Consider the following 18,051-nt stretch of genomic DNA (forward strand, 5'->3'; position numbering starts at 1 on the left):
GGCGGCTGCGGCGGGGCGCGCCGAACGGTTGCGGTGTCGTGTCACCGTTCGGCACGTCCCGGCAGCAGTTCCGGCCGGCCTTCCCCATGGGGAGCCGGGGCGGACTCAGCCCCCGGCGCCGGACCGGGCGCCCGCTTCGCCGGGGCTCCGGTCGGCGGCCGCCGGGTCGTGGCGCAGGGCGCTGGGCCACCACACCACCGGCCCGATGTCCCGGGTGAGCGCCGGAACCAGCAGCGACCGCACCACCAGGGTGTCCATCAGCACGCCGAAGGCCACGATGAAGGCGATCTGGACGAGGAACGCCAGCGGGATGACGACCAGCGCGGCGAACGTCGCCGCCAGCACCACCCCCGCGGAGGTGATGACGCCGCCGGTCGCCGTCAGCCCCTTGAGGACGCCCAGACGGGTGCCCCGGACCTGCGCCTCCTCCCGGACCCGCGTCATCAGGAAGATGTTGTAGTCCACGCCGAGCGCCACCAGGAAGACGAACCCGTACAGCGGCACGGACGGATCGACCCCGCCGAAGCCGAAGAGGTACTCGAAGACGAGGGCGGCGACCCCGATCGTCGCCCCGTAGTTGAGGGCGACGGTGAGGACCAGCAGCACCGGCAGCAGCAGCGAGCGCAGCAGCGCCACCAGGATCACCAGGATGATGGCCAGCACCACCGGGACGATCACCTTCAGATCGCGCTGGGCGGTGGTCTGGGTGTCGTACTGCTGCGCGGTGTAGCCGCCGACGAGGGCGTCCGCGCCGGACACCTCGTGCACCGCGTCCCGGAGCCGCTGCACGGTCTCCCGGGCGGCGACGCTGTCGGCGTCGTCCTCCAGCACGGCGTCGATCCGCACGCGCCCGTCCACGACCAGGGGCTCGCCCCCGCCGGGCCGCCCGGACTCCGTCACGGGCGCCGCCGAGGAGACGCCGTCGGTGCCGTTCGCCGCCCGCGTCACCTCCCGGACCCGGTCGGCATCGGCGATGATCACCGCCGGATTGCCCGTGCCGCCGGGGAAGTGCTCGCTCAGCGCGCGCTGCGCGGCGACCGACGGCGCGTCGTTGACGAAGATCTCGCTCAGCGGCACACCCTGCGACTTCAGCTGCGGCGCGAAGACGGCGAACAGGGCGAGCACCGCGAGCGTCACGGCCCAGATCCGCCGCGGCGCCCGGTCCACCCACGCGGCGACCCGGGCCCAGATGCTGCTGCCCCTGGCCTCCGGGTGCTCCGGGTCCACCACGGGCTTGGGACGGGCCGGCCAGTACGCGGCCCGGCCGAGCAGCAGCAGGGCGGCGGGCAGGAACGTCAGCGCGGCGAGGACGGAGCAGACGATGCCGATGGCGCCGACCGGGCCCAGTGCCTGATTGTTCGCCAGATCGCTGAGCAGCAGGGCGAGCAGGCCCAGCGCCACGGTGGCCGCACTGGCCGTGATCGCCCCGGCGGAGCGGCGCACCGCGGCCCGCATGGCGCCGAACCGCTCTTCGTGCAGCGGCAGTTCCTCGCGGAAACGGGCGGAGAGCAGCAGGGCGTAGTCGGTCGCCGCGCCGATGACGAGGATGAAGAGGATGCCCTGCACCTGCCCGTCCACCCGCACCACATCGCGCTCCGCCAGCGCGTAGACGATGCCGGTGGCCAGCGAGAGCGCGAAGACCGCGCTGAGGATGATGACGAGCGGCAGCAGCACACTGCGGTAGACCAGCAGCAGGATCAGCAGCACCACGCTGAGCGCCACCCCGAGCAGCAGCCCGTCGATACCGGCGAACGCCTCGGAGAGATCGTTCTGGGTGGCGGCGGGTCCGGCGATCCGCACCGACGTCCCGTCAACCCGCTCGGCCGCCTCGCGGATACGGTCCAGGGCGGCGCCCGTCTCGTCGCCCAGGTCGTCGCGGAGCTGGACCACGCCCTGCAGGGCGAGGCCGTCCTCGGAGGGCAGGGCGGGGGAGACCCGTCCGGTGACCCCGGGGCTGTCGGAGAGCGAGGCCAGCGCGCCGGTGGCCGCCTTCCGCTGACCGCCGGTGATCTTCCCCTCGTCGGCGGTCCACACGACGATGGCGGGCAGCGTCTGGCTCTGCCGGAACGCCTTCTGAGCGTCGATCACCTTCGTCGACTCGGCGCTCTCCGGGAGGAAGGCCGACTGGTCGTTGGTCGCGATCTCGCTGAGCTTCCCGGCATACGGCCCCAGGGCCCCACCGATCCCCAGCCAGACGACGAGCAGCAGAGCGGGTACGAGCCAGCGGGCGGCCCGTGGTGTGGACGGCATCGGTCTCCCTCGGAGAGATCGTTCGGAACGCATCGCCATTCTCGTGCCCCCGATCCGCCCCGGAGTGCACGACGCCCCCGATTCGTCACCGGCGGCCCGTACGGATGCGGGCGGGGCCGCACGGCCGCGGCGGCCGGGCACGGGGACCGCGCGGCCCGCGCCCGCGCCGCGCGCCCGGTGCGGGCCGTGGCGAAGGTATCGCGGCGAGCCGCCGCCCCGGGCACCGGGCCCGTCTCCGGCGGCCCGTCCCCACGGCGCCGGCCGTCGCGCGGCGACGCGGGAGGGCACCGGGGCCGCGCGCGTCCGCGCTCACCCCAGGTGCATGCGCCGTCCGGACACGTGCTCGGGGCTGATGAGCACCCAGCGCTCGTGCCCGTCGCCCGCCCAGGGCTCGGTGGGCGCCCGCTCGTCCAGCAGGGCCGCCTCGTGGCCGGTGGCGGCCCGGGCACGGCCCGTGACGAGAACGCTCCAGCCCTGGCTCAGCATCTCGTCCACGTCGTCGACCTCGAAGGCGACCTCCTGCCCCGGGGCGGTCGCGGGCGGGGTGCCGGGCCGGGCCCGGAAGGCGATCGTGTCGTCCAGGACCAGGTAGTTCACCGGGATGATCACCGGTCCCTCCGCCCGGGAGACGGCGACCCGGCCCACCCCGTGCGAGGCGAGCCGGTCCCGGCACTCCTCGGGGCCGAGGTCGCGCAACTGCGGATAGTCACCGGGCCGGCCCCGCTCCGGCGGGGGGCAGGGGAAGCCGCCGCGCAGCGCCGCGACCGTCGTCTCCAGCGCCCCCGCCAGCCTGAGCAGGCCCGGGCCGCTGGGGTCGGCGGGGTGCTCCTCCAGGTACTCCAGGTAGCCGGGGGCCATCCCGGCCCGGGTCGCCAGCTGCTCGCGGCTGAGACCGAGGCGTTCGCGCTGGCGGGCGACGCGCCGTCCGATGTCGCCGCCGTCGTGTGCCGCTCGGTGGGCTGCCTTGTGGGACACAGCGATCGCATCCTCTCGCCGGTTCGGGGCCCGGCCCGGGTACCCACCGAGCGGAGGACTATCACGTCCGGGTGGGCCTCACGCGCCCGTACACCCCTCGCGGCCGAGGCTTCCGCCGCCGGTACGCCGGTACGCCGGCCCGCTGTACCTGCCGGCCCGCCGTTCCGCAGCGCCAGCCGGCCTCACGGCGTCCGGCGGCCTCACGGCGTCCGCCGGTCCGCGGCGTCCGGCGGACCGCGATGCCCTCGCCGTGTTGCCGGGCACGTCCGTGCCCGAAGCGGACGGCACTCCGCCGGGCAGCGTGCGGCAGCGGACATCGCGGCAGCCCGGTCCGGCGGCGGCCGGGCCCGGCCCGATGGGGCGAGGCGGGCAGGCCCAGGGGCAGTAGCCCTCCTCAGCCCTCCTCTGCCCCCTCCGGGTCGTCCCCCGGCGCCGCCGCCGTTTCCGGCCCCCGCCCGGGCGCCGCCCCCGTTCCCGCCCCGGCCGCCGCCTTGGCCCCCTCACCGCCCCCGCCCGGCCGGAGCACCGTGCGGATGTAGTCCTCCACGGTGGCCTCCAGGCCCACGTCGTGACGGGCCCGTTCGGACAGCAGCCAGCGGTGTTCCAGCAGCTCGTGGTAGATCTGCGCGGTGTCGGCCGAGCCGCGCAGCTCGCGCGGCACGAGGCGTACGGCGGGCCGGAACACGTCCCGCACCCAGCGGTGGGCCAGTACCTCGGGGCGGGCGCCCAGGGGGTCGCCGGGCGCGTAGTCCTGCTGCGAGACCATCCAGGTCTCCAGGTCGCGGAGCAGGCTGCGCGCCTGGTTCTCCTCGGCGTCCATGCCCGTCAGCCGGAGCAGCTGCCGCTGGTGGTGGCCGGCGTCGACGACCTTCGGGAGGAACGTCACCGCGTCGCCGTCGGGGGTCGCCTGGATCTGCATCTCCGCCACGTCGAAGCCCAGGTCGTTGAGGCGGCGGATGCGGCGGTCGATGTAGTGCCGCTTGGCGAGCGGGTACACCGACTGGCGGGTCAGCTCGTGCCACAGCTCGCCGTACCGCTCGGCGATGGCCGTGCCGAACGCGACCGGGTCCACCGAGGGGTGCAGGGAGCCGCCCGCCTCCAGGTCCATCAGCTCGCCGGAGATGTTCACCCGGGCGATCTCCACGTCGTACTCCCGCTGCCCGTGGCTCAGGCGGGGCTGGAGCTGCCCCGTCTCGGCGTCGACGAGATAGGCGGCGTACGCGCCCGCGTCGCGCCGGAAGAGGGTGTTGGAGAGCGAGCAGTCACCCCACGCGAAGCCGCTGAGATGGAGCCGGACGAGGAGGACGGCGAGCGCGTCCAGCAGCCGGTTGATGGTGCCGGGCCGCATCGTCGTCTCGAACATCGAGCGGTACGGCAGCGAGCCGTCCAGATGCCGGGTGATGAGGACGGGCTCCAGCGGCTCGCCGCGCCCGTCCCTCCGCCCGGTGACCACCGCGAGCGCGTCGACGGCGGGAACGGCGAGCCGGTCCAGGTCCCGCAGCAGCTCGTACTCCCGTACGGCCGCCCACTCGCCGACCTCCTTGACGGCGACCACCTCGTCGCCCGCGCGGGCGAACCGCACCACATGGCGCGAGATGCCGCGCGGCAGCGCGACCAGGTGCTTCTCCGGCCACTCCGCCAGCGGCACGCCCCACGGCAGATCGAGGAGGACGGCGGGATGCTCGGCGGAGGTCGCGGTGATCTGGAGTTCCATGGGGCCAGTCTGCGGCAGGCCTGCCGGGTGCCGGCAGGGCCGGGAGGTGACGGCCGGACCGCACCCCGATCGCCGCCTGCAGTTGCGGGGGCAGGGCGGGCGCGTCCCGCACCGGGTACGGGAACTCGTCGGTGATCACGGGGAGCGGCCGTTCGGCTGCCAGGGAGAAGAGCAGGTCCAGGGCCTCCTCCCAGTGCGCGGGCCGGGGCGGGAACGGAGCGCCGGTGTAGCGCGCCACCGCCTCGCCGAGCAACGGGAGCGATTCGGTCGCGGACACCTCGACGGCGGCGTAGTAGAAACCGCCGGTGGCCTCGGCCAGTGCCTGCAGGAGGAAGCTCTTGCCCTGCCGCCGCCGTCCGGACACCACGCCGAGCCTGGGCCCGGAGCCCCGGCCGGTGGCGAACGCCGTCAGCTCACTCCACTCCCAGTCCCGGTCGAACATGTCGTCCGGCTTGGGAAGATGCCGGGCGGGCGGGAGGGCATGGGGCTCCTTGTTCTTGTCGAGACGTCGTTTCTGGAAGCACACCTCCAAGAACGACCCGCCATCGCCCGGGACCCGCCCGGGCACCAGGGACCGTCCCGGTACGGTGGAGAACCGGGCCGTGACCGGACCCGGGCCGCCGGTTCCGCCGAGCCGGCCGGAGAACCGCGGAGCCCAGGGGAGGCCCTGCCATGACCGAACGGAAACCGCCCGGCGTCGACTTCGAGTCCTGGGTGGACCGGCAGATCCGGGAAGCCGCGGAGCGCGGCGCGTTCGCGGATCTGCCGGGCGCGGGCCGGCCGCTCACCGGTCTCGACGCCCCCTACGACGAGAACTGGTGGATCAAGAGGAAGATGCACCGCGAGGGCGTCTCCGCCCTGCCCCCGGCGCTCGCCCTGCGCAAGGCGGCGGAGGACGCCCACGAGGCGGCGCTCGGGGCCCGCTCCGAGGACGAGGCCCGGCGCATCGTGGCGGAGATCAACGAGCGGATCCGCGAGGCCCTCCGCAGGCCCCCGGCGGGCCCGCCGCTTCACCTCAAGCCGTACGACCCGGAGAGCGTGCTCCGGGCCCGCCGCGAACGGCACTCCGGCTGAGTCCGGTCTCCTGGACCGCGCCCGCACCTGCGTAACGCTTGAGCGTGCGTCCGGGCTGAGCCTCCACCCCGCGATCCGCGTTCCGGCTGAGTCCGGCGTCCCGGCTGTGCCCGATCCTGGCGCTGAGCCCCGCACCCCGTGCCCGCACCCCGGCCGTGCCCGCACCCCGGCTGCGGCCGCGTCCCGGAACCCGGCGGCACATGCCGGCCGCCCCACCGGCCCCCGCCCCCGCCCCCGGCCCCCGGGGGCGGGGGCCTGCGGGCCGCGGAGGCTCAACGCCCGCCGGTATGCGGCGATTTTCCGGGGGACCGGTGTTGCTTCCGTGCCCGGGGGTACCCGGGGTAACGCCGCGTGTCAGCATGATCGGCAGCCCATCACCGGCAGGCCGTCCAGCCACCCGGCGACGCCTCGCCGGTACCCCCGGTTCTCAAGGTTCTCGCAGGCAGGAGCCGCCCGTGCCCCTCACACCCCCCGCCCCCGCCCCCGCGCCCTCCCGCTCCGGCACCCGCATGACCCGCCGTCACTTCATCGGCGCGACCGCGCTCCAGGCCGCCGCGGCGGCCGGACTCACCAGCGTCTCCGCCCCCGCGTCCGCCGCCGACCGGTCGGCGGCCTCCGGGGACACCTTTCCCGCCGTCGTCGTCGGCTCCGGCTACGGGGCCTCCGTCGCGGCCCTCCGGCTCGGCGAGGCCGGTGTGAACACCCTCGTGCTGGAGATGGGACGGCTCTGGGACGAGGCCGCGGCGGACGGCAGGATCTTCTGCGACATGCTCAACCCGGACCGCCGCTCCATGTGGTTCAAGGACCGTACCGAGGCGCCGCTCGACACCCTGCTCTGGCTCGATGTGGTCAACCGGAACATCGAGCGGTATCCGGGCGTCCTGGACCGCGTCCACTTCGGCGGGATGTCCGTCTACGTCGGCCGCGGCGTCGGCGGCGGCTCCCTCGTCAACGGCGGCATGGCCGTCACGCCGGCCCGCGGCCACTTCGAGAAGGTGCTGCCCGGCGTCGACTCCGCCGAGATGTACGGCACGTACTTCCCCCGGGCCCGCGCCATGCTCGGCGTCAACAGCATCGGCACCGACTACTTCGGTGACAGCGACTACTACCGGTTCGCCCGGCTGGCCCGCGACCAGGCGCACAACGCCGGGCTGTCCACCGTCTACGTGCCGAACGTCTACGACTTCGGGTACATGGAGCGGGAGGAGCGCGGCGACGCCGCCAAGTCCGCCCTCGCGGGCGAGGTCATCTACGGCAACAACCACGGCAAGCGCAGCCTGGACAAGTCCTATCTCGCCGCCGCCCTCGGCACCGGCAAGGTCACCCTCCGCACGATGCGGCAGGTCGAGCGGATCGAGCAGGGCCCGGACGGCGGCTACACGCTGACGGTCAAGGAGATCGACGAGCACGGCTCCGTGGTGTCCCGCACCGAGGTCTCCTGCACGCACCTCTTCCTCGGCGCGGGCAGCCTCGGCACCACCGAACTCCTGCTCCGCGCCCGCGACACGGGCGCCCTGCCCGACCTCAGCGCCGAACTCGGCACCGGGTGGGGGCCCAACGGCAACATCATGGCCGGCCGTGCCAACCACCCCTGGAACCCCACCGGCAGCAAGCAGTCGGCGATCCCCGTCCTCGCCATCGACGACTGGAACCACCCCACCCACCCCGTCTTCGCCGAGATCGCCCCTCTTCCGGCCGGTATCGAGACCGGGATCAGCCTCTACCTGGCGATCACCGACAACCCGGAGCGCGGCACCTTCTCCCTCGATCCGGCCACCGGGAAGCTGCGGCTGGACTGGCGGCGGGAGCAGAACGCGCCGGCCGTCGCCGCCGCCAAGTCCCTCCTCGACCGCGTCAACCGGGCCAACCGCACGGAGTACCGCTACGACCTCTTCGGTGACGACCGGGCGTTCGCCGACGACTTCTGCTACCACCCCCTGGGCGGCTGCCCGCTGGGCACGGCGACGGACGGGTACGGGCGGCTGCGCGGGTACCGCAATCTGTATGCGGTCGACAGCTCGCTGATCCCGGGCTCGATCGGGGTGAACCCCTTCGTCACGATCACCGCCCTCGCCGAGCGCAATGTCGCCCGGGTGCTGGCCGAGGACGTGCTCCCGGGAGGGGCGGGCTGAACCCTGCCCGGCCCCGCCGTGGAGCACCGATGGAAACCGGCCCTCCCGGGGCCGGTTTTCTCGTCACATCCCGGTGTCCGCACGGGAATTGTGTGTGAACGGTTTACGAATGATCCCCGGGGTGCTATCTGTGTGGGAGCGCTCCCATACCGCCCGTGCCGCGGCCGTTCCTCCACCCCGGCCGCCCGCGGGGACGGGGAGTGGCTCCACGTCAGTCGGACCCGATCCGGCGACGGGCCGCTGCCGGCCCGGCCGCACACCAGCGGTCCGGGGCGGCACGGTGCCCGTTCCGCCGGGTGACCCCTAGGAGACCCCCACATGGCCATTCGGCACCCGGACCGGAAGAAGTCCCCGGTCCGCACCCCTCGTTCGCTGAGCCTCCTCGGAGCGGGCCTGTTCGCTCTCGTCGCGGCGTCGATGCCCTCGCCCGCGGCCGCCCACGGCGCCACCATGATGCCGGGTTCGCGCACGTACCTCTGCTACGAGGACCTCATCAGGAACAACCACCAGACGCCGTCCAACCCGGCCTGCGCCGCGGCGGTCCAGGAGTCCGGCACCACCCCGCTGTACAACTGGTTCGCCGTGCTGGACTCCAACGGCGGCGGCCGGACGACCGGTTACATCCCGGACGGGAAGCTGTGCAGCGGCGGCGACCGGGGCCCGTACAACTTCTCCTCGTACAACGCCCCGCGCAGCGACTGGCCGAAGACCCACCTCACCTCGGGTGCGAGCATCCAGGTGAAGCACAGCAACTGGGCCCACCACCCGGGCAAGTTCGACGTCTACATCACCAAGAACGGCTACAGCCCGACCAAGAGCCTGGCCTGGAGCGACCTGGAGCACCTGCAGACCGTGACCAACCCGCCGCAGTCCGGCGGTGCGGGCTCCAACGGCGGCCACTACTACTGGAACCTCAACCTGCCGCAGCGCTCCGGCCAGCACATCCTGTACATCCACTGGACCCGCTCGGACAGCCAGGAGAACTTCTACTCCTGCTCCGACGTCGTCTTCGACGGCGGCAGCGGCCAGGTGACGTACTGATCCGGTGACGTCCCGATCCGGTGAGCCGCCGGACCGGGACACGTCCGGGGACACATGACGCCACGGGACCCGCCGGGCTCAACGGCCCGGTGGGTCCTTGTGCGTTGACGGCCGGCCGGAGCAGCGTGCCCTGCCCGGACCGTCACAGGGGCAGGGCGAAGACCGGAACCGGCGCCGCGGCCGTGGCCACGGCCGAAAGGGCGCCCGTGCCCGGGGCGACCCGGAAGACGGTCACCGTCCCCGAGCGCTGATTGCAGGCGAACATCAGGGCGCCGTCCGGGGAGAGGGCGAGATGCCGGGGCCAGTCGCCGCCCACCGGCACCGTGCCGAGCAGCCGCAGCGAGGCACCCCCGTCCCCGACGGCATAGTGCGCGATGCTGTTGTGCCCGCGGTTCGAGAGGTAGACGTGGGCGCCGTCGGGGGACACCAGCGGCTGGGCCGGGTAGCTGGTGACCCCGCCGGTGCCGGTCGGCTGCGGGGTGCCGGGGGTGAGGCGGCCGGTGTCCGGGTCGTAGGCGCAGACCACGATGGTGTCGCTCAACTCGTTGGCGAGGTACGCGAACCGGCCCGACGGGTGGAAGGCCAGCGCCCGGGGACCCGCGCCGGGCGGCAGGGACGCGACGGAGACCTCGTCGAGCGTCCCGGCGGACTCGTCCAGGCGGTAGGTGTAGACGCTGTCGTTGCCGAGGTCGACGGCGAGGACGTGGCCGCCGTCGGGGGTGGTCAGGATCTGGTGGGCGTGCGGGCCGTCCTGGCCGGGTCCGGGCGGCGGGCTGCCGTGCTCGGCCAGCTCGGTGCGTTCGCCGAGTGAGCCGTCCTCCTCGACCGGGTGTACCGCGACGGACCCCGAGGTGTAGTTGGCGCTCAGCAGGAACCGGCCCCCGGGGTGGACGGACAGATGGCAGGGCGCGTCGCCGCCGGTGCCGCGGCTGTTCAGCACCTCGTGCCGGCCGTCCTCGCCGAGGGCGATCGCGGTGACGCCGCCGGGCCGGCGCTCATTGACGGCGTAGAGGGTGCGCCCGCAGGGGGAGAGGGCGAGGAACGAGGGGTCGGCGACGCCGGAGAGGGTCCCGCCCAAGGAGATCTCCCCGCTCACGGGGTCGTACGAGGCGAGGCCGATGCCCGTGCCGCCGCCGGGCTGCGAGGTGTACGTCCCCAGGAACAGCGGGCGGGCGGCGGACGGGCGCGGGCGGCCGCCCGCGGGGGCGGTCGCGGGATCCGGCGCACCGGACGGCGGGACCGCGAGAGCGCGGGCGGCGGCCGGGCCGCTCACGGCGGCGCCCGCGGCGAGCGCCGCCGCGGCGGCCAGCAGACCGCGGCGGGCGGGTAACGGCGTGTTGCTGCTCATATCGCGTGGACCTCTATCGGTGTGGGGGTGAGGGGAGCGAGCGGCGGAGCCGGACCCCGGACAGCCTCGCCCATCCGCCCCGGCGGCCACAAGACGCCCGGGAGGCGAGGGCCGCGGACGGTGGCCCGCCGCGGCCCGCACTGCGCGGTGGGACACCGGAGTCCGGTGTCGCTGATGGGGGTTTTGCCCGGATCGGCGCGGAAACCCGGCCGGGGACGCCGCGACCGCGGGTCCGCACGCGGACCCGGACGCGGACCCGCACCGGAGCCGCGCACGGAGCCGCGGCCGGCGGACCCCGCCGTGCACACCGTGCTGTGCGGCACCGCGAATGAGCACGAGGAGCATCCCATGCAGCACGACACGTTTATCGGCCAGGTCCAGGCACGCGCTCATCTGGGCAGCCGCGGGGCCGCCGAGACGGCCACCCGCGCCAGCCTGGAGACGCTCGCGGAGCGCGTACCGGCGACGCTCGCGGAACACCTCGCGGCCCAGCTGCCCCGGGAGATCGGGGAGCATCTGCGCCGGGTGGCGCTGGCGGCGGACGAACCGGAGACCGGGGTCCGGATGAGCAGCCAGGAGTTCTTCGAGCGCGTCGCGCAGCGGGCCCGCACCGGCTACCCCAAGGCGGTTCACGAGTCGCGGTGCGTGGTGGAGGTCGTCCGCGAGGCGACCGACAGGGCTCTGACGGAGAAGGTCCGCCAGTCGCTGGACGCCGAACTGGCCGAAGTGCTCTTCTCCGGCAGCCAGGGCACCGCCCACCACGCCGGCTGACGCCGGGGCCCGGCGCCGGCCGGCCGCCGGACCGGGCTCCCGGGCCGGCGCGGGCCCTGTCCTCCGCGCGGAGTGGACGCGGCGGCGAACCGGGCCCCGGCCCCTTCCCCCGACCGCCGGAGGCAGCAGGCGGGAGGCGGGGCGGCCGGGTCAGGCGTGCAGGCCGCGCAGGGCCGCCATCGCGCCGGCCACGACCTCCCGGTCGCCGCGTTCCGCGAGATCCCGCGCGTGCCGGCCGGAGTTGAAGCCCAGCAGGACCGGCTTCCCGAAGGCCTTGTGGCCGTTGAGCCACCAGGACCAGAGGCCCGGGTTCGCGCGGTCGAACCACTGCAGGGCGTCGGCGTCGCGGTCCCAGAAGACGCGGGGGAACGCCAGCCAGAGCTTGTCCAGCAGCCCGGCGCCGAGCGCGTCGACGGCGGCCTGCTTCTCCCGGGGCAGCGGCGGATCGAAGGCGATGCGGCGGGCCTTGAGGACGCCGATGGGCACCGTGACGACGCAGTGGCCGGCCCGGACGCTTCCGCCGCCGTCCAGGTCCACGCGGGTGCCGTCCGCTCCGTACCGGACGGCGGTGACGGTGGTGCCGGTGCGGACCCGCAGGCCGCCCCGGAGTTCGGCGACGAGCCGGTCGTAGCCGCCGGGCAGCAGGACGTCACCGCCGGAGCCCCCGACCCCTTCGTCGAGGGCGCTGACGGCGAGCCGGCCGGGCTCGGCGGCGTACTCCTGGGTGAACTCGACGTCGGCGGCCCACCGCAGGCCCGGCGACGGCCGCCCGGGGAGCACCACGTCCCCGACGGAGGTCGTGTCCGGCTCCGTCACCGCGGCCAGCTTCTCGCTGCGGCGGGCGAGTTCCGCCTGCGCCTCCTCGTCCCCTCCCACGACGCGGTCGTAGTCGAAGGGGTGGGCGCGGCCGCCGCTGCGCCGGAGCAGGTCCGTCACCGGGTTGCCCTCGGCCCCGTGGATCCAGGAGGCGCCCATCTCCGCCGGGGCGCCGGCGATCCGCTCCGTCCACACCCGGCCGCCGACCCGGTCCCGTCCCTCGAGCACCGTCACCCGGACCCCCGCGTCGGCGAGGGCGCGGGCGCAGCCCAGTCCGGCGAACCCGGCCCCGATGACGACGGTGTCCCGCCCGCGCCGGGCGGACCGGAGGATCTCCCGTGCCGCCCGGCGGCCGCTCTCCAGGGCCCCGGCGGTCGTGGCCGGTGCCCCACCGGACGTCGCCTCCCCCGCGAAGTGCAGCCGTTCCCCGACGGGGGCCGCCAGTCCCGAACGGACGGACGTGCCGAGCGGGCCGGGCGCGAGGTACGAGTACGAGCACAGGGCGAACGGATCGGTGGACCAGGAGGTGCGCAGGAAGGCCACCGGGTCCGGAACGCCGCCCCGCGCGGTGCGGCCGTCTCCCGATCCGGGGCCCGTGCAGGCGGCCGCCGGGCCGGTGGCGAGGACGGCACCGCCGGCCGCGGCGAGGAACCGGCGCCGGCCGGGCATCGGCGGGTGATGGGCCATCAGCGTCCTTTCGACGGTGGGGGGACGCGACGCCGCGCGGCGCGACCGGGCGGGCCGCTCCGTGACGGGTTCCGCGGGCGCCGCGGCGCCGGAGCGGCGGGTGCCGCGCGGGGCGGCCGGCGACGGTACTCCGCCCCGGCAGTCATGCCACCGGAGCCGCGGCCGCACACGCGACGGGAGCCGGACGGGGGAGAGACGCCGCTGTCACGGCGCCGGTGGCGCCACCTCGCGGGCGACCCGGCCCGCGCGGTGTCCCGTGGCGCCGGCCGGCCCGGACCGGGACAGGGGTGCGCCCGGCACCGGGTGGGGGCCGGTGCCGGGCGGGAGTTCCGGGCGGGAGTGCCGGGTGCCGGGGCCGCGATCGGCCGGCGCGGCCGTGGAGGGGGCCGTGCGCCGGATCGTGCGGTGCCGGCCCGCCGGGGGCCGCCGCGGGTCAGTACACGGAGGCTTCCCTGGAGGTCTGCCGAATGCCGTCGGTGCCGTTGAAGATCCGCTCGCCCCAGCCGGTCAGCGCGTTCTTGTCGAAGCCGTTGGCCATGTCGAGGTAGCCGACGTCGCTGCTGTTGCCGCTCCAGGACCAGCCGAGGTAACCGAGGCCCCTGGTCCGGGTCTCCGCGAGGATGGCGTCCTCGTCCGGGTCGCCGTCGGAGTGGTTGTGCCCGAACTCGCCCACGACGACGGGCAGTCGCTTGGAGGTGAAGGCGTTGAGGTAGTCCCGGACCTCGGCGGCGGTGTCGTAGACGCCGTACATGTGGATCGAGAAGATGGTGTTGCGGTCCGGGTCGGAGTCGAACACCGACTGGGCGTTGTCGCGCATGGTGCCCGACCAGTCCTGCCCCCAGTTGGGCGCGTCCACCATCAGCGCATGGTCGAAGCCGGCGGTGCGGAGCTCGGCGATGGCGCCCTTGGTGTCGTCCGTCCACTGGGCATAGCCGTTGTTGCCGTGCGGCTCGTTGCCGATGTTGACGACGACGTAGTCCTCCTGGCCGTCCAGCGCGCTCTTGACGCTGATCCAGTAGTCCGCGGCCCGGCTGAGGGTGGTGGCCCCGCTCTGCTCGCCGTATCCGGTGGTGTCGTGGACCTCCAGGACGCAGATGAGCTTGTTCTGCTTGCACTGGCGGACGACGTTCCCGACGTCCGCCGTGTCGTTCCTCGTCCACCGGTCGCCCGAACTCAGTACCACCCGGACGGTGTTGGCGCCCAGGGACTTGATGTCGGCCAGCGACTGCGTGGTCCGCGAGGTGTACCAGGTGTGCGCGTGGTTGACGCCGCGCATCACGAAGTCCGAACCGTCGCGCTCCACGATCCGGCCGCCGCTGACGTGAAGGCCGGTGGCGGCGGCCCGGGCCGGGGCGTCCGACGGGGAGGGGGCGGCCTGGGCGGTGACGGCCAGGGGGGCCATCAGCCCCAGGACGGCTGCCGCGGTGACGGCGATCCGCATGTTCATGGTGCGACTCCTTGACGTGGGGGACCCCCGGGAGGGCGTGGTGCCGCTGTGCTTCTCGTGCTGCCGTGCTCATGCCGTGTGCTCGTCATCTGACATCGTTGTCATCATCCAGTGGGACAACGAGGCCGCCCCTGTCATCCCGGGGGCGGGGAGGGGGTGGCACAGTGTGTACGGTGTGCCCGGGACGGTGTCAAGGGCCCCGGGAAATACTGCGGTTGGGGCACACGGGTTGCACAAGAACCCTCCTCGCGCGAGCCGCGCGAGCCCCGTGCGGTCAGCCCGGCGGCGCCCCCGCGGGTCCTCCCCGGCTCCGGTGGCCCGACGGAAGCGGCCGTTCCCGGGGCCCGGCGCCGGGAGCCCGTCGGCCGGCCGGGCCGGATCGGCCAGGGTTCGGCGGCCGCGACGGTGGGGCCGAATCCATCGGGCCGCCCGCCGCATGCCGCCCGCTGAACCGCCGCGCCGCTGAACCGCCGCCCGGCGCGTCCGCCGGGCGCGCCCCCTTCCGCCGGTCAACGGGCCGCCGCCCCGGCGGGGCACCGGCCCGCGCTCCGGCTCCGTCCGCGCGCGGTCAGCCCTCCACGCGTTCGAAGACCGCCGCCAGGCCCTGGCCGCCGCCGATGCACATCGTCTCCAGGCCGTAGCGGGCCTCGCGGCGCCGCATCTCGTGGGCCAGGGTGGCCAGGATGCGGGCACCCGTGGCGCCGACCGGGTGGCCGAGGGAGATGCCCGAGCCGTTGACGTTGATGCGCTGCTCGTGGTCGGCCTCCGTCAGGCCCATCTCCCGGGTGACGGCGAGCGCCTGGGCGGCGAAGGCCTCGTTCAGCTCGATGAGGTCCATGTCCTTGAGGGCCAGGCCCGCGCGGCCGAGCGCGGCCCGCGTCGCCGGGACCGGCCCGATGCCCATGGTCCCGGCCGGGACCCCGGCCCGGGCGAAGGAGACCAGCCGGACCACCGGCGTCAGGCCCAGTCGCTCCGCCGTCTCCGCGCTCGTCACCAGACAGGCCGCCGCCGCGTCGTTCTGGCCGCTGGCGTTGCCCGCCGTGACCGTCGCCTCCGGGTCGGACCTGAGCATGATCGGCTTCAGCGCGGCGAGCTGCTCGGCGGTGGTGTCGGGGCGCGGGTGCTCGTCGGTGGAGATCACCTTCTCGCCCTTGCGGGACCTGACCGGCACGGGCACGATCTCCTCCTCGAACAGGCCCGTCTCCATCGCCCGGGCGGCCCGCCGCTGGGAACGGAGGGCGAGGGCGTCCTGGTCCTCGCGGCTGATGGCGTACTCGCGGCGCAGGTTCTCGGCCGTCTCGATCATGCCGCCCGGCACGGGGTGGTTGACGCCGCCCGCGGTGACCCGGCCGCGGGCCAGGGAGTCGTGCAGTTCCAGGCCCGGTCCCTTGATGCCCCAGCGGGCGTCGTGGGTGTAGAAGGGCGCGGCGCTCATCACGTCGACACCGCCGGCGATGACGACGTCGCTGAAGCCGGCCCGGATCTGCATGGCCGCGTCCAGGACGGCCTGGAGGCCCGAGCCGCAGCGGCGGTCGATCTGGATGCCGGTCACCGACACCGGCAGCCCGGCGTCGAGGGCGGCGACCCGGCCGATCGCGGGGGCATCGGAGGTCGGATAGGCGTGCCCGAGGATCACCTCGTCCACCCGCTCCGGGTCGATACCCGTCCGCCGTACGACCTCGGCGACCACGTGCGCGGCCAGTCCGGCGGCGCGCAGCCCCGCCAGGCCGCCGCCGAACCGCCCGATGGGGGTGCGCAGGGGTTCGCAGATGACGACGTCGGAGGACTGTCCGGGCATCTCAGGGGCCTTTCCGGGGGAAGAGGGCAAACGTATACCCGAGCCTTCCACCCCGGACTGTTCCGGTCCAATATCCGATCCGGGAGAGATTCGGACGCAGGGCGTATCAATCCGCTGCCGGGTCCGGAGGGCCGGTGCGCGGACCGCCGGTGCGCGCGCTCCCGGCCGCCCGCTCTCAGCCCCGCGCCGCGCCGGTGCCGCCGCCCGGTGCGGGCGGGGTCGGCAGTGCTTCCTCCGCCACCGCCAGCACGCTGCGCAGCGCCGCCGACGGGTTGTCCGTGCGCCAGGCCAGCGCCGACCGCAGCCGCACCGGCGGCCCGTCCAGCGGCCGGTGCACCAGGCCCGTCTGCTGGATGTGCAGGCAGGACGAGAGCGTGAGCGTCACCCCGACCCCGGCCGCCACCAGCGCCAGGATCGTGTACGAGTCCGGTGCCTCCTGCACGATCCGGGGCCGGAAACCGGCGCCCTCGCAGACCTGCAGCGTCGCGTCCCGCAGGGTGGAACCTGCGTTCGCGGGAAAACTGACGAAGGACTCGGCGGCCAGATCGGCCACGGCGATCCGCTCGCGCTCCGCCAGCGGATGGTCCGAGGGAAGCGCGCACAGCAGCTCCTCCTCGCCGATGAAGCGGGAGGCGATGCCCGGCCGGTTCACCGGCAGCCGGACGAAGCCGAGGTCCAGTGAGCCGTCGGCGACGCGGTCGAGGGCCACATTGGCGTAGGTCTGGCCCTCCATGACCAGCTCGATGCCCGGGTGCGCGGCCCGCACCGCCCGGGTCAGCAGGGGCAGCGTGGCGTGGGACGAGGCGCCCGCGAAGCCGACCGTCACCCTCCCGTACTCGCCCGCGCCGGCCGCCTTGACGACCCGTACGGCGATGTCCAGATCGTCGAGAACCGTCCGCACCGGCTTGAGGAAGGACTGACCCGCGCTGGTGAGCCGCACCGAACGGGTGCTGCGCTCGAAGAGCTGAACTCCCAGCTCCTGCTCCAACTGCCGGATCTGCTGGCTGAGCGGCGGCTGCGCCATCCGCAGCCGCTTGGCGGCCCGGCCGAAGTGCAGCTCCTCGGCGACGGCCATGAAGGAGACCAGATGGCGCAGCTCCACGGTTCGCCCCGCTCGCTCCGGGGCGCGTGCGCGGGGTAGCGCCCTCCGTTGCCGGCCCGGTCCGGGCGGGCGGCGGCCGTCTCCCGGCCGTACATCTCACTGAGAGCCTAATCAGGAGCGGATCGGTAATCAACGCCGGTCCGGTGGGGCCCGGCCACCGGAGCCTCCGTACACGCAACCCGTACAGGACTGGTGCGCGAGGACGCCCTCGCCTGGGCCCGGAACGGCTCCCGGACACGGCCAACACCGCACGTCACCCCCGCCCCGGCGGGCTTCCGGAGCCCGGCACCGGGCAGACGCACCCGGTGACCCTGATCGACTGGATATTCGCCCTCTTCGGGCTGGGCGCCCTGCTCGCCGCCGTCCTCCCGCGCGCCGTGGCCCGGCTGCCGCTGTCCATGCCCATGGTGTTCCTCGGCGGAGGGCTGCTGCTCTACCTGCTGCCGTACGTCCTGCCCCTGTCGCTGCCCGCTCCCGACCCGGTCGCGCACCGCGGCCGACTGGAGCACGCCGCCGAGATCTGTGTGATCGTCTCCCTCATGGGCGCCGGGCTCGCGATCAACCGCCCCTTCGGCCTGCGGACCTGGGCCACCACCTGGCGCCTGCTCGGCATCACCATCAGGACCTAGCCGGGGGACGCCCCGCTTTAGCGGGGTGGGGAATGGCTTCTGAGCCCTGCTCTGACCTCAACTGTGCGCACGGATTTGCACTGTTCACCTGAGCCCACCTTTCTGTCGCACTAGACCTGCGACGTGTGTATAGTGATCGCGTGACCGTGACCAGGAAGGTTCGCCGATTCTCCGGCGGCGTGTATGACCTCGGGCTCCACATCGTGTGGTGCCCGAAGTACCGCCGCCCGGTCCTCGGTGGCCGGGTCGCGGAACGGCTGGACGAAC

12 protein-coding genes and 2 pseudogenes are annotated in these 18,051 nt (G+C 74.4%); 6 read left to right on the top strand and 8 right to left on the bottom strand.

Annotated elements, in window-relative coordinates; translation table 11 throughout:
• Nucleotides 1-105: 105 nt before the first annotated feature.
• The 3 genes from KBZ10_RS09745 to KBZ10_RS09755 form a co-directional block, all read right to left on the bottom strand.
• Nucleotides 106-2,250 (bottom strand): MMPL family transporter, encoded by a 2,145-nt coding sequence (locus KBZ10_RS09745; protein WP_210987106.1) that lies wholly within the window; start codon nucleotides 2,248-2,250, stop codon nucleotides 106-108.
• Between the two features lie 309 nt (nucleotides 2,251-2,559).
• Complete coding sequence (locus KBZ10_RS30255; RefSeq protein ID WP_307847313.1) at nucleotides 2,560-3,225, bottom strand: pyridoxamine 5'-phosphate oxidase family protein; 666 nt, start codon at nucleotides 3,223-3,225, stop codon at nucleotides 2,560-2,562.
• A 394-nt stretch (nucleotides 3,226-3,619) separates the two neighbouring features.
• On the bottom strand, nucleotides 3,620-4,939 hold the full coding sequence (locus KBZ10_RS09755) for a DUF4032 domain-containing protein (protein WP_210987107.1): 1,320 nt from the start codon (nucleotides 4,937-4,939) through the stop codon (nucleotides 3,620-3,622).
• A gap of 672 nt (nucleotides 4,940-5,611) precedes the next feature.
• Between KBZ10_RS09755 and KBZ10_RS09760 the strand changes: the two genes are divergently transcribed.
• From KBZ10_RS09760 to KBZ10_RS09770, 3 genes and pseudogenes are all read left to right on the top strand, one after another.
• Nucleotides 5,612-6,013 carry a DUF1992 domain-containing protein gene (locus tag KBZ10_RS09760; protein WP_210987108.1) on the top strand — a complete coding sequence of 134 codons (402 nt, stop codon included), beginning with the start codon at nucleotides 5,612-5,614 and terminating at the stop codon, nucleotides 6,011-6,013.
• A 509-nt stretch (nucleotides 6,014-6,522) separates the two neighbouring features.
• Nucleotides 6,523-8,145: a GMC oxidoreductase gene (locus KBZ10_RS09765; protein WP_210987147.1), complete on the top strand. Its 1,623-nt coding sequence runs from the start codon at nucleotides 6,523-6,525 to the stop codon at nucleotides 8,143-8,145.
• 417 nt (nucleotides 8,146-8,562) lie between these two features.
• A pseudogene (locus tag KBZ10_RS09770) lies at nucleotides 8,563-9,180 on the top strand (lytic polysaccharide monooxygenase); the annotation flags it as partial.
• Nucleotides 9,181-9,328: 148 nt separating this feature from the next.
• Here the strand turns inward: KBZ10_RS09770 and KBZ10_RS09775 are convergent.
• On the bottom strand, nucleotides 9,329-10,534 hold the full coding sequence (locus KBZ10_RS09775; RefSeq protein WP_210987109.1) for a lactonase family protein: 1,206 nt from the start codon (nucleotides 10,532-10,534) through the stop codon (nucleotides 9,329-9,331).
• Between the two features lie 348 nt (nucleotides 10,535-10,882).
• On the opposite strand from KBZ10_RS09775, the gene KBZ10_RS09780 reads away from it, so the two are divergent.
• Complete coding sequence (locus KBZ10_RS09780; RefSeq protein ID WP_210987110.1) at nucleotides 10,883-11,305, top strand: DUF2267 domain-containing protein; 423 nt, start codon at nucleotides 10,883-10,885, stop codon at nucleotides 11,303-11,305.
• A gap of 150 nt (nucleotides 11,306-11,455) precedes the next feature.
• Here the strand turns inward: KBZ10_RS09780 and KBZ10_RS09785 are convergent, their stop codons facing one another.
• The 4 genes from KBZ10_RS09785 to KBZ10_RS09800 all read right to left on the bottom strand — a co-directional run bounded on the left by KBZ10_RS09785 (nucleotide 11,456) and on the right by KBZ10_RS09800 (nucleotide 17,155).
• Nucleotides 11,456-12,808, bottom strand: a complete 1,353-nt coding sequence (locus tag KBZ10_RS09785) for an FAD-dependent oxidoreductase (RefSeq protein WP_210987111.1) — start codon at nucleotides 12,806-12,808, stop codon at nucleotides 11,456-11,458.
• A gap of 433 nt (nucleotides 12,809-13,241) precedes the next feature.
• Complete coding sequence (locus KBZ10_RS09790) at nucleotides 13,242-14,255, bottom strand: glycoside hydrolase family 5 protein (RefSeq protein ID WP_210987112.1); 1,014 nt, start codon at nucleotides 14,253-14,255, stop codon at nucleotides 13,242-13,244.
• 568 nt (nucleotides 14,256-14,823) lie between these two features.
• Entirely contained in the window at nucleotides 14,824-16,053 is a 1,230-nt protein-coding gene (locus KBZ10_RS09795) for an acetyl-CoA C-acetyltransferase (protein WP_210987113.1), read from the bottom strand.
• A gap of 175 nt (nucleotides 16,054-16,228) precedes the next feature.
• The gene (locus tag KBZ10_RS09800; protein WP_210987114.1) at nucleotides 16,229-17,155 is read right to left on the bottom strand and encodes a LysR family transcriptional regulator; all 927 of its coding nucleotides are present in this window, start codon (nucleotides 17,153-17,155) and stop codon (nucleotides 16,229-16,231) included.
• 305 nt (nucleotides 17,156-17,460) lie between these two features.
• Here KBZ10_RS09800 and KBZ10_RS09805 point away from each other — a divergent pair, with 305 nt between their 5' ends.
• Nucleotides 17,461-17,784 carry a hypothetical protein gene (locus tag KBZ10_RS09805; RefSeq protein ID WP_210987115.1) on the top strand — a complete coding sequence of 108 codons (324 nt, stop codon included), beginning with the start codon at nucleotides 17,461-17,463 and terminating at the stop codon, nucleotides 17,782-17,784.
• Nucleotides 17,785-17,987: 203 nt separating this feature from the next.
• Nucleotides 17,988-18,051, top strand: a pseudogene (locus tag KBZ10_RS30510) (IS200/IS605 family transposase); the annotation flags it as partial.

The organism is Streptomyces sp. F63 (genome assembly GCF_018070345.1).
GTDB lineage: Bacteria > Actinomycetota > Actinomycetes > Streptomycetales > Streptomycetaceae > Streptomyces.

Coding starts and splice junctions, on each gene's coding strand:
- KBZ10_RS09745 (WP_210987106.1), bottom strand. CDS start 2,250: ATGCCGTCCACACCACGGGCCGCCCGCTGGCTCGTACCCGCTCTGCTG.
- KBZ10_RS09755 (WP_210987107.1), bottom strand. CDS start 4,939: ATGGAACTCCAGATCACCGCGACCTCCGCCGAGCATCCCGCCGTCCTC.
- KBZ10_RS09760 (WP_210987108.1), top strand. CDS start 5,612: ATGACCGAACGGAAACCGCCCGGCGTCGACTTCGAGTCCTGGGTGGAC.
- KBZ10_RS09765 (WP_210987147.1), top strand. CDS start 6,523: ATGACCCGCCGTCACTTCATCGGCGCGACCGCGCTCCAGGCCGCCGCG.
- KBZ10_RS09775 (WP_210987109.1), bottom strand. CDS start 10,534: ATGAGCAGCAACACGCCGTTACCCGCCCGCCGCGGTCTGCTGGCCGCC.
- KBZ10_RS09780 (WP_210987110.1), top strand. CDS start 10,883: ATGCAGCACGACACGTTTATCGGCCAGGTCCAGGCACGCGCTCATCTG.
- KBZ10_RS09785 (WP_210987111.1), bottom strand. CDS start 12,808: ATGGCCCATCACCCGCCGATGCCCGGCCGGCGCCGGTTCCTCGCCGCG.
- KBZ10_RS09790 (WP_210987112.1), bottom strand. CDS start 14,255: ATGAACATGCGGATCGCCGTCACCGCGGCAGCCGTCCTGGGGCTGATG.
- KBZ10_RS09795 (WP_210987113.1), bottom strand. CDS start 16,053: ATGCCCGGACAGTCCTCCGACGTCGTCATCTGCGAACCCCTGCGCACC.